Origin of the sequence: Rubritalea sp., assembly GCF_039830215.1 — a bacterium.
Lineage (GTDB): Bacteria > Verrucomicrobiota > Verrucomicrobiia > Verrucomicrobiales > Akkermansiaceae > Rubritalea.
This window is the reverse complement of sequence record NZ_JBDOPO010000011.1, coordinates 1-9,748: the sequence shown is the minus strand read 5'-3', so window position 1 is coordinate 9,748 and position 9,748 is coordinate 1. Positions and strand designations below refer to the sequence as shown.

At 47.1% G+C, this 9,748-nt stretch carries 11 protein-coding genes; 6 read left to right on the top strand and 5 right to left on the bottom strand.

The features are described from left to right. On the bottom strand, positions 1-1,014 hold a 1,014-nt coding region (locus ABGY95_RS00385), incomplete at its 3' end, for an IMP dehydrogenase (protein ID WP_347439699.1). Between the two features lie 164 nt (positions 1,015-1,178). Here ABGY95_RS00385 and ABGY95_RS00380 point away from each other — a divergent pair. The 5 genes from ABGY95_RS00380 (at position 1,179) to aroE (ending at position 5,466) form a co-directional block, all read left to right on the top strand. Further along, positions 1,179-2,015, top strand: coding sequence for a sterol desaturase family protein (locus tag ABGY95_RS00380; protein ID WP_347439698.1), 837 nt, complete (start codon positions 1,179-1,181; stop codon positions 2,013-2,015). Next, on the top strand, positions 2,012-2,503 hold the full coding sequence (locus ABGY95_RS00375; RefSeq protein ID WP_347439697.1) for a hypothetical protein: 492 nt from the start codon (positions 2,012-2,014) through the stop codon (positions 2,501-2,503). Before ABGY95_RS00380 ends, ABGY95_RS00375 begins: the two co-directional genes overlap by 4 nt. A 100-nt stretch (positions 2,504-2,603) precedes the next feature. Beyond that, positions 2,604-3,746 carry a DCC1-like thiol-disulfide oxidoreductase family protein gene (locus tag ABGY95_RS00370; RefSeq protein ID WP_347439696.1) on the top strand — a complete coding sequence of 381 codons (1,143 nt, stop codon included), beginning with the start codon at positions 2,604-2,606 and terminating at the stop codon, positions 3,744-3,746. Between the two features lies 1 nt (position 3,747). Next, a complete protein-coding gene (locus ABGY95_RS00365; RefSeq protein ID WP_347439695.1) occupies positions 3,748-4,521 on the top strand; it encodes a hypothetical protein in 774 nt (257 codons plus the stop codon). A 54-nt stretch (positions 4,522-4,575) separates the two neighbouring features. Beyond that, a complete protein-coding gene (gene aroE / locus ABGY95_RS00360) occupies positions 4,576-5,466 on the top strand; it encodes a shikimate dehydrogenase (RefSeq protein WP_347439694.1) in 891 nt (296 codons plus the stop codon). Positions 5,467-5,472: 6 nt separating this feature from the next. On the opposite strand, the gene ABGY95_RS00355 is transcribed toward aroE, so the two are convergent. Then, complete coding sequence (locus ABGY95_RS00355; protein WP_347439693.1) at positions 5,473-6,588, bottom strand: hypothetical protein; 1,116 nt, start codon at positions 6,586-6,588, stop codon at positions 5,473-5,475. A 54-nt stretch (positions 6,589-6,642) separates the two neighbouring features. Further along, positions 6,643-7,509: an S-methyl-5'-thioadenosine phosphorylase gene (mtnP, locus tag ABGY95_RS00350; RefSeq protein WP_347439692.1), complete on the bottom strand. Its 867-nt coding sequence runs from the start codon at positions 7,507-7,509 to the stop codon at positions 6,643-6,645. A gap of 129 nt (positions 7,510-7,638) precedes the next feature. On the opposite strand from mtnP, the gene ABGY95_RS00345 reads away from it, so the two are divergent. Further along, positions 7,639-8,385, top strand: coding sequence for a murein L,D-transpeptidase family protein (locus ABGY95_RS00345; RefSeq protein WP_347439691.1), 747 nt, complete (start codon positions 7,639-7,641; stop codon positions 8,383-8,385). 6 nt (positions 8,386-8,391) lie between these two features. On the opposite strand, the gene ABGY95_RS00340 is transcribed toward ABGY95_RS00345, so the two are convergent. After that, entirely contained in the window at positions 8,392-9,357 is a 966-nt protein-coding gene (locus tag ABGY95_RS00340; RefSeq protein ID WP_347439690.1) for a hypothetical protein, read from the bottom strand. 24 nt (positions 9,358-9,381) lie between these two features. After that, positions 9,382-9,642 (bottom strand): hypothetical protein, encoded by a 261-nt coding sequence (locus ABGY95_RS00335; protein ID WP_347439689.1) that lies wholly within the window; start codon positions 9,640-9,642, stop codon positions 9,382-9,384. Positions 9,643-9,748: the final 106 nt, after the last annotated feature.

Below are 9,748 nucleotides of genomic sequence, written 5' to 3'. Positions count from 1 at the left end.
GATACCACCGTCCGCGATCACAGCCACGCCGCGTTCGCGACAGACTGAGGCCACATTTTCGATCGCAGTGAACTGAGGCATTCCGACACCTGCCACAACGCGAGTTGTGCAGATAGAGCCTGGACCCACGCCCACTTTAACGGCTGAAACACCTGCATCGCAGAGGTCTTTCGCTCCCTGAGCTGTCACCACGTTACCTGCAACAACTGGCACACCCAGAGTTTGAAGATTTTTGATAACATCGATCACCACCTGTGTGTGCCCAGTCGCAGCATCGATGAATAGCGCATCGGCTCCTGCAGCAACGAGCGCAGTAGCACGATCCATGTGGTCTGGACCAGGTCCAACAGCAGCACCACAACGGAGCTGGCCATTTGCATCCTTAGCTGAATGCGTGAAGGTCATACGCTTCTCGATGTCAGCACCAGTGATCAGTCCTGCAAGCTTGCCGTAACCGTCGATCAACGGGAGCTTCTCGATACGATTTTCGTATAGGATACGACGAGCATCTTCGATGCATGTGTCAGCTGGAGCCACCACTAGCCTATCGATAGGAGTCATCACATCAGCCACTAGACGGTTTCTGTTCTCTACATAGCCAATGTCACGCCCAGTCACCATGCCTTCAAGCTGGTTATCCGGCCCGACCACTGGGAAGCCAGAAAAACCTTCAGTAGAAATGATGTGCCGCACGTCGACGAGGGTCATCTCCTTAGTTACCGTAACTGGATCCTGGATCACTGCATTTTCTGAGCGCTTTACCTTAGCCACCATCGTTGCCTGCTCTTCGATCGTATTATTGCGGTGAATCACCCCAATACCACCTTCACGTGCGAGCGCGATTGCTAGTTCAGACTCAGATACCGAGTCCATCGCTGCGGATACCACAGGAATGTTTAGACCAATGTCTTTGGTCAGCCACGAAGATATGTCCGTCTCGTTCGGAATCACAGCGCTGTGCTGAGGAACAAGAAGAACGTCGTCAAAAGAAAGTCCGAGAGAAATCTCTGCCATGACGGAGACAATAGACTCCGACACCAATTTGCAAGACCAAATCCAAAATGCTCCAATTTTGTAAATTCATCCAATAACAGCTAAGTCGCTTCATCGACAAAACCAATGATTACCTCAAGACTATCAATTTATGAAATCATCAAATTTGCCGTACTCTACCAAGCATGAATACGATACTTATCATGCTCCCCATCACAGCTCTGATGTTGATTATCGAGAGGTTTTGGCCAGCTAATGCTTTGCCTAAAGTAAATAAATGGTGGCCGCGTGTGGTGCTTACGAATTTTTGCCAAATAGTCATCATTCTTCTCATTGGCATCAGCTGGGATGGTTTTGTCACCTCCGATGCAATGGCCCCTCCGTGGGCACTAAAAGAACACGTCGACCTCCCTTGGCAAATCATCATCGGCTATTTGGCCACCACCTTCATTTATTACTTTTGGCACCGCCTTCGGCACGAGTCGAAATTTTTCTGGCGGCTCTGCCACCAATTACATCATTCCCCGCAGCGCATGGAGATTCTGATGTCCTTCTACAAGCACCCAGTAGAGATCTTCATCAACGCAATACTTAGCTCATTGATAAGCTACACCTTGCTAGGCTGCTCCATCGAAGCTGCGGCTCTGATCACTCTAGCAACGGGGATTGCGGAACTTTTCTACCATTGGAATATCAAAACCCCCGTGTGGCTTGGCCCCATTTTCCAGAGACCCGAGTCTCATAGAATCCACCACAAACGGCTTCACCACACCAATAACTACTCAGACATCCCTATATGGGACATGATTTTTGGCACCTACCAAAACCCTCGTAAAAAGGTGTCACTCTGCGGCTTCCAAAACAACAAAGAAGACCGCATCGACGACATTTTAGCCTTCCGCGACGTGCTGTCTGAAAAGAATGACAAGATCGCACCAATGCACCTCCTACCTAGTTGTATCGGCTGTTCGAAACGCTGGGCGTGTCACGCATCTCAAACCTTAACTTCTGCTAAAAAATGAAATCTAACACGCGCAACAACATAGCAGCCGCGGTCCTACTCGTAATCGGCTCCTCCGCCATGCTAGCCGAACTGCTGCATTTACCAAAACTCAAAGGCCTCGCCCTCGCTAGCCAAGTTGCCCCATACACAAAGGTCTTCTGTGCAGCCAAGAGCTATGAAGAACAGCGAAAATTCGAAACATTTTCATCCGAATTTACTCTACATTACGACACCGTGGACCAACGCCACCAGCAACTCTTAATCACACCCGAGGTCTATCAAAAACTCGCCGGCCCCTATAACAGACGTAACGTTTATGGCGCCATTTTAGCCTACGGTCCAGCACTTCCCCCTGAGCTGCAAAAGCACAGCCTCCAGCGTGCACTCAGCTCAGACAACGCCATACTCACAGAACTTGGACTTCCCTCCAACACGAGTAATCACACACTCAGTATCGCCCCCAAAAGCCCCAACATAAGCCAAACTCCTTTCCACCTTAAACCCTAGACTTATGACAACTTCCTCTAGCCCATGTCGAAACTCAGCACAGCACTTCGGTGTTTTTCGTATTATTTTCGGACTCTACCTTACGTGCCATTTCATTAGTTTGTTACCTTACGCCACTGAACTTTTTGGAGCTACAGGCATGTTCGGTAGCAACCACCCTAGTCCCTTCCGCGCTGTTTGGCCAAACCCTCTATTCTTCATTGATTGGGCGCCTCTAGCAAACTACATGGTTGCTCTGGGCATCCTCTCTTCAATACTCCTCACTATCGGTCGACTTCGCAGAAGTGCTGCCATTTATCTATGGTTTCTAAGCTCATGCTTATTCACAGCAAACCCATTCATCTCAAACCCTAGCCTTGGTTACACAGGCTTACTACTTTTGCTTTCAGCCCTCACACCTCTCGGTGAGGCATTTGTCCTAGGAAAGCCTTCTCAACCAAATTGGAGAATGCCACGTATGATCCCAATCACAGCGTGGATCCTTCTCGCGGTTGGCTATACTTTTTCAGGTTTTCTAAAACTCGACAGTCCCAGTTGGATCGATGGATCAGCTCTAAGGTTCGTGTTAGAAAACCCACTCGCGAGACCAAATTTCTTACGCGACTTCTTACTTCAGCTTCCAGATTTCATTCTCGAAGTCCTCACTTGGTCCACACTTTTACTTGAATTGTTTTTCCTGCCGCTCGCTTTCTATAAAAAAACTCGTCCTTGGGCATGGTTGGCTATGATTGGGATGCACCTCGGCATTATCATGGTAATTGACTTTGCCGATCTGAGCCTTGGCATGCTCATGATCCACCTCTTTACCTATCAATCTAGTTGGCTTCCCGCTCGAAAAGCTAACTCCCCCCACGTTCTCTTCATCGACGGTCAATGCTCATTCTGTCAACGCTCAGTCCGAGCCATCATGCACATCGATACAGAACAAGTTCTACGGTTCGCGCCACTGCAAGGCAAAACAGCTGAACAACTCCCGGAGAACTGTCGCCTCAAAGACTCCCCCCGTTACGACACCGTCATTTTGCTAGAGAACTCAATGACTCCAAGGATTTGGCGAGGCACCGATGCTGTATTGCGAGCGATCTTTCTAAGCGGTGGGATCTCCGCCACCCTTTGGCCATTGCACTTACTTCCCTATTGGCTGAAATCCAGAGTCTACCAATCCATCGCCTACCGCCGGCACAAACTTAGTAACAACTGTCCAATTCCCTCCCCCCAACAACAGCAACTTTTTCTCCCATAGCATGAAACTTTTTAAGAAAAAAATCGCTGTAAGTGGCTTGCTTTGCATCCTCAGTTTTAGTTGTGCCACAAAAGCTCCGACACACAATGGTATTTTCCCATTCTCCATGATGGAGAAAGCTCCAAGTAAACATCATGCTCTGAAACGTAGCTCAGCTGATTCAGTCGAGAAGTTAACAATCGTCTTACGTTACACATCTCAACAACAAGAATCATTCCCAGTCATATGTGAGCAACTCCAAGCGGGAGACATCATAGCCTTCTCCATGAGCCACAGTCAGGCTCGCGAACACCTCAAGAACCGAAACATCCAGAAAGTCCCCTATGAGCTTTTCCGCTTTGGCCACTTGGCCATCCTCACCTATCCAACATCAAACGATAGTAAAAATCTCCACCTACTTCAGGTGGCGATGAAACAGCAAGTAAACGCCGACAGCGATCTTTCCTACCTTAAAGATCAAAGTTGGATTGCTTACCGAGCGCCAATTGGAACCATTTCTTCAAAAAAACTAACCGAATTCACAACTGCTGTTTGTTCAACAGGCACAACCAAATACGATTACACAGCCACATTTGGTATATCCAACGGGAACATTCACCCTTCTTCAATTTCAGAAATAAAAAAGAAATACACCTGTGCCACACTTGCTGTTGCCGCTCTTCATCACGCAGGGTTTCACCTCCACACTCCGCTTAGAAAAGGATACTTCGATGTAATCACCCCGCGTCAAGTCGTCGACAGCTGGGGAAGCCAATACTCAGCCACACAAAAATAGTCTGTCTAATTCCCCGGATCTGTGATCAAAAACTAGCAACTTCCAGCTCTACTTTTGAAACACGTTTACACACTCGCCGACCTCCGTGACCCAGCCTTTGCTGAGGCAATGCCAAACGCTAAACTTGCAGTCATCGGCTTCCCCATCAAGCACTCAGCATCGCCTCAGATGCACCAAGCTGCACTCGACGAGGCCGGGATCGACCTGCAGTACATTCGTGTCGAAGTTGAACCTGGTGATGTGGATGCTTGCTTCGTCGAAATGGAACGCCTCGGTTTCATTGGCTGTAATGTCACGGTCCCGCATAAATTAGACGCGATGGCGCAGTGTGATGAGCTCACTGACGACGCTAAAGCTCTAGGGGCAACTAACACTATACTATTCAAAGAAGGTAAACGCATCGGCCACAATTCTGATGGACCTGGACTCGCTCGCGCTATATTCGAAGATTTTGGTAAGTCTCTCACCGAACTACGCGTGCTAATTCTGGGCGCAGGAGGTGGAGCGGGTCGAGCTATCGCCACCCAATGTGCTCGCGAAGGATCACCAGCGATTTATCTATCTAACCGTACAGTTGAGAAACTAGAACCAATCGCTAAATCACTCACTGAAGAGCACGGAGCCAAGCTGGTCTACACACTTTCTACTGACGAAAAAGATCTCATCAATGCAGCGAATAGAGCTGACTTAATTATCAATTCTACTTCTCTAGGCCTCCATGAAGACGACATTCTGCCACTTCCTGTTACAGCCTTGTCGGCAAGACATAGAATTTACGATGCTGTATATAATCCACCCGTGACACCGCTACTTGCTGAGGCTGACAAGTTGGGAGCTAAAACATCTAACGGCCTCTCTATGCTACTCCATCAGGGCGCTAATTCCTATTCCTTCTGGTTAGGCCAAGAGCCCAACATTACAGCAATGCGTAAAGGATTGGGTTAATAATGGCTACTGAGCTTGAGCTGGGGTGAGCACCTTGACTGGATCGAGCTCAAACCAGTGCATTGAATCCAACCCCTTGAGTACCATTACTCGATTATCGTCAGTTCCTTGCTGCCAGTCTAGAGTCACCTTCACACGTAACAATCCTGCTTTATCTAGCCTACCAACCACACTCTTCTGGACTTCATTCTTCCTGTTAATCTCCGTGTCAAATGCCGTGCCCAATTGCGTAAAAAAAGGACTATCCGGCGGCACATCTACCCGTGGAGATTCTTGCGTCCGTTCTCCAGCCTCCATCTTTGGCTTATAGAAAATGAGCTGTAGTTTATCATGCTCTCCTCCAGTGCCAATATGCCTGCGACGCACGTAAAGCCTAAATATCTTTGGGCTTCCAATACTCTTATCAACCAAAAATCTAGTCCAATCATCTTGAGCATAGCGCACATACTGCTCCCAATCCAATAACCACTTGGAGTCGTCTTTCCACATGACGACATCAAAGTTGCGTTCTCGAGCGTCTTCTATGATTAATTCAACTCGAGGCAACTCACCATCGTCACTGTAGCTATTTGCTATGAGCTTCAGCGGTCGACTAGGAACTACTAGATCAATACTATTTTCATGTTGCTCCAGACTAAGAATTTTGCGAACTCCACCGACGACGTATTCAGATTGTTCGTTTGCATCTCTAGCCAGCAAAAATTTATTAAATACCCTAAAAGCCTCACCTGTGGATGTAGCCAGATTTTTCTGATACTCCTGCTCTTGTTTAACCAAACCGCTAAGCTCCTCGCCAACAGGTTTTTCAATCTCCCTGTTGTAAAAAACGATTCCTCCACCAACAACCAATAGCAAGAGCCAGAGTGCTATAACCCACTTCCCTTGACGCTGACGTTTCGCTTTCTGCATCGAAACAAAATCTGCGACATCTTGCCCAGGTAGGCCATGAGAAGCGCCAGAATCAAATACGTTTTCCATCTCAGAAATGGAATTGAAAGCCTGCTCGGCAAAAGGGGCTCTTCCACAATTGGCGCAGACTTCTCCATCAGGCAATGGCATAGGAGCTTTGAAGACTGAATTGCATATAGCGCAATGATAGAATTGGGTGTTTGGCTCGCTCATAGATACTCTAAGTAGGCTGATAATCTGTTTTGTCCCCTCGGAAGGCTCAAAAATCTAACGCGCCAGAAAGCGTGATAGAATGGGTCCTAGTTTTTTAATGGTCTCAATCGGCCAATACTCCTTTTGAGTTAAAATGGCAGACTCTAGTGCCTTATGTTCACTCCATTCAGCATCAAGTGGAATTTTTAAAACCGCGCGTTGCAACACTTGTTGAGCAAGCTTCGCATTTGCCATTAAGTGACCAATCACAGTCTGCACATTTACCGCTTCTTCCTCATCATGCCAACAATCGTAGTCTGTTACCATCGCCAAGGTAGCCAAGGCCATTTCAGCCTCACGAGCGAGCTTCGCCTCGGCCACATTTGTCATCCCTATAACATCAAAGCCTAATTGCCGATTTGCATGGCTCTCGGCCTTGGTCGAAAATGCCGGGCCATCCATATTCACATAGGTCCCTCTATCGTGAACATTGGCGCCTTCTTCTTCAGCTGACTCAAACAAAATACTGCGCAAGTCAGCACTCACAGGTTCGGAGAATCCGATATGGGCCGCAATCCCATCACCAAAGAAGGTATGTTGATCACGGCGGCTAGTACGGTCAAAATACTGATCGGGAAGCACAATATCACGCGGAGCATATTCTTCTTTTAGGCTTCCTACTGCAGCCACACAAATAACGAAGCGCACACCAAGGCTCTTTAGTGCCCAAAAATTTGCCCTGTGGTTGATTTCATGTGGCAGCAACCGATGACCTCGTCCGTGGCGTGGGAGAAACCAAACTTGTTTACCGGCAATCTCACCACCAATCAAAGCGTCAGAAGGAGAACCAAAAGGAGTGTCCATAATTCGCTCTTCTGTCTGGGTGAATCCATCCATAGAATAAAGCCCACTCCCACCAATGATTCCAATCGCTTGTTTCATGGGGCGTAGCCTTGCATAGACAGCAAATCTGACCAGTAAAAAGGTGACAGCTTTAGAACGAATTGGTAGAAACTACTCATGTCGTGTTTTAGCAAAACCAACAAAGCATCTTGGATCCGGATCTCGCTCATGCTCGGCATCGTATGCACTCTCTATTCACGCGTGAAATCTGAAACTCTCTCAATCCCCACCACCATTCGCAAACTGATCGATAAGAACTACTCCGACGGTCACAAACGCGCAGCGGCAGCGGCCGAGCGTGTAACTCCAGCTTTAGTGCTGGCTCTTCACGAAAAAAAACTTTCGATCGGTTCTCCGGTCTTCATCAGGATTTTCAAAGAAACTAACGAGCTCGAACTCTGGGTCGAATCTACAGACAGCAAAAAGTTTAAACTTTTTAGAAGCTACACCATTGCAGGCATGTCTGGTCACCTTGGCCCCAAACTTGCCGAAGGTGATCTCCAGGCCCCAGAGGGGTTTTATGCTGTAAGCCGCCGGTTGATGAATCCTCAGAGCCGATACCACCTGGCATTCAACATCGGTTACCCAAATACCTATGACCGAGCACATAATTACACGGGCTCGGCTATCATGGTTCATGGAAGCACATGCTCAATCGGTTGTTTTGCTATGACTAATGAAAAAATAGAAGAAATCTACACGCTTTGTGATGCAGCTCTAAACAATGGCCAAGCATTCTTCCGGGTCCATAGCTTCCCCTTCCGTTTGACCGATGAGAAACTTGCCACCGTGAATCAGCAGAAATGGCATGCTTTTTGGAAAGAACTCCAACCGGGCTACCTCCATTTTGAAAACCATCAACGCCCACCAAATGTTACAGTCAATGCTGACCGATATGTTTTTGAAAACGAATAGCCAACTCTACGGCTGTTTTATAGTCTGAGGGTAATGATCCCAATGATGAGGTAATAGGCTTTGCTCTTCTTTTACCTTTCTGGCCAAACGCATATAGCTCGCTATCTTTGTTTTCTTCGTGCTCCCACGGTGCATGTTAGACTTCAGCTCTTTGAGATTTCGCTCTCCAAGAGTCACCCACTCTAAGCGAGTGATTTTTTGAAGTTTTTCATCCCACACGCCCTTACCTAAAAATCTGCCTAAATACTCAGACTTATTCCACTTACTGTCGGCAGACATAACTAAGTCACCATGATAAAGCAGGAAAACCTCCGAACCCTTCTTGTGGCTAATAGACACTTCAATTTTCTGTTTCAGAATGTGCTCCTTCCACCAACCTCCGCATCCCTCCATCGGTTGGCTATGCAATAACATTCTCTCCACTAGGCTCTGTGAAACGTAGGACTTCTCCCCCCTCTTTTTTGCATCCGGAACGAGGGACTTCACCTCATCAGGACTGATCCAAAATGCATCTAACTTGGAGTAAGTGGGATGCCTTTGATCGAATAACTCCATTTCAGGAAATGCATAACTTCTAGCCATGGTTCGCATTTTTAAAATGCCTTCACCACCAAGATTCCCTAACGCCGGCATGCTCCGGTCAACTTCAGTCATAGCAACCGCCTGAACTCTTTCAGCTTTAGCTAGACTCTTGTATTTCTTCACAGCGCTAATCAGATTATCTAAACTTGCAGCAACATCGTAAGTGGGCCAGCCTGTATCGATTTTAGCTAAAAATTTCCCTGACGAAGTAACTGCATACACTCCTTGGCGGACATTCCCCACACCATTCATCAACGATGACTCTAAAAACTGATATTCCCTTTTCAACTTCGCTGCATCGGGAAGGTTATGATAAGCAACATCGTCCGATGCTACTCCTACGAAATTTTCGGCTACAAATCCGGCAAACTTGGAATCATTGAAAAGCAACTGCCTTGTCTTGAATCCATTCTGTCAGCAATTACCCAACGGTCCACCGAAGTAGAGCCACAATAAGATAGGTTTATCCTGCGCTGTAGCATCTACAACACCATCGAATACAGTTTTATGCCAATCTACTTTAAAATACTCAGGATTGGCGGTGTCTCCAATCACGTAGTCGCGCACCTCGTTAAAATTCGAAAGATTCAATTTTTTAGGAGCCACTTGAGCATTTACTTGCAAAAAAGCTCCTAAGAGAATTGTCACTCCACTTGCCCATAATTTCTTTTTCATTCTATTCATACATAAGGGAATAATAACTCTAAGTTACTCCTGTCCCACATTCTAATCACGCACGCATCGGGACTAAAGATTGCGCTTCCCCCTACTTAGCTAATCC

Coding starts and splice junctions, on each gene's coding strand:
- ABGY95_RS00380 (WP_347439698.1), top strand. CDS start 1,179: ATGAATACGATACTTATCATGCTCCCCATCACAGCTCTGATGTTGATT.
- ABGY95_RS00375 (WP_347439697.1), top strand. CDS start 2,012: ATGAAATCTAACACGCGCAACAACATAGCAGCCGCGGTCCTACTCGTA.
- ABGY95_RS00365 (WP_347439695.1), top strand. CDS start 3,748: ATGAAACTTTTTAAGAAAAAAATCGCTGTAAGTGGCTTGCTTTGCATC.
- ABGY95_RS00355 (WP_347439693.1), bottom strand. CDS start 6,588: ATGAGCGAGCCAAACACCCAATTCTATCATTGCGCTATATGCAATTCA.
- mtnP (WP_347439692.1), bottom strand. CDS start 7,509: ATGAAACAAGCGATTGGAATCATTGGTGGGAGTGGGCTTTATTCTATG.
- ABGY95_RS00345 (WP_347439691.1), top strand. CDS start 7,639: ATGCTCGGCATCGTATGCACTCTCTATTCACGCGTGAAATCTGAAACT.
- ABGY95_RS00335 (WP_347439689.1), bottom strand. CDS start 9,642: ATGAAAAAGAAATTATGGGCAAGTGGAGTGACAATTCTCTTAGGAGCT.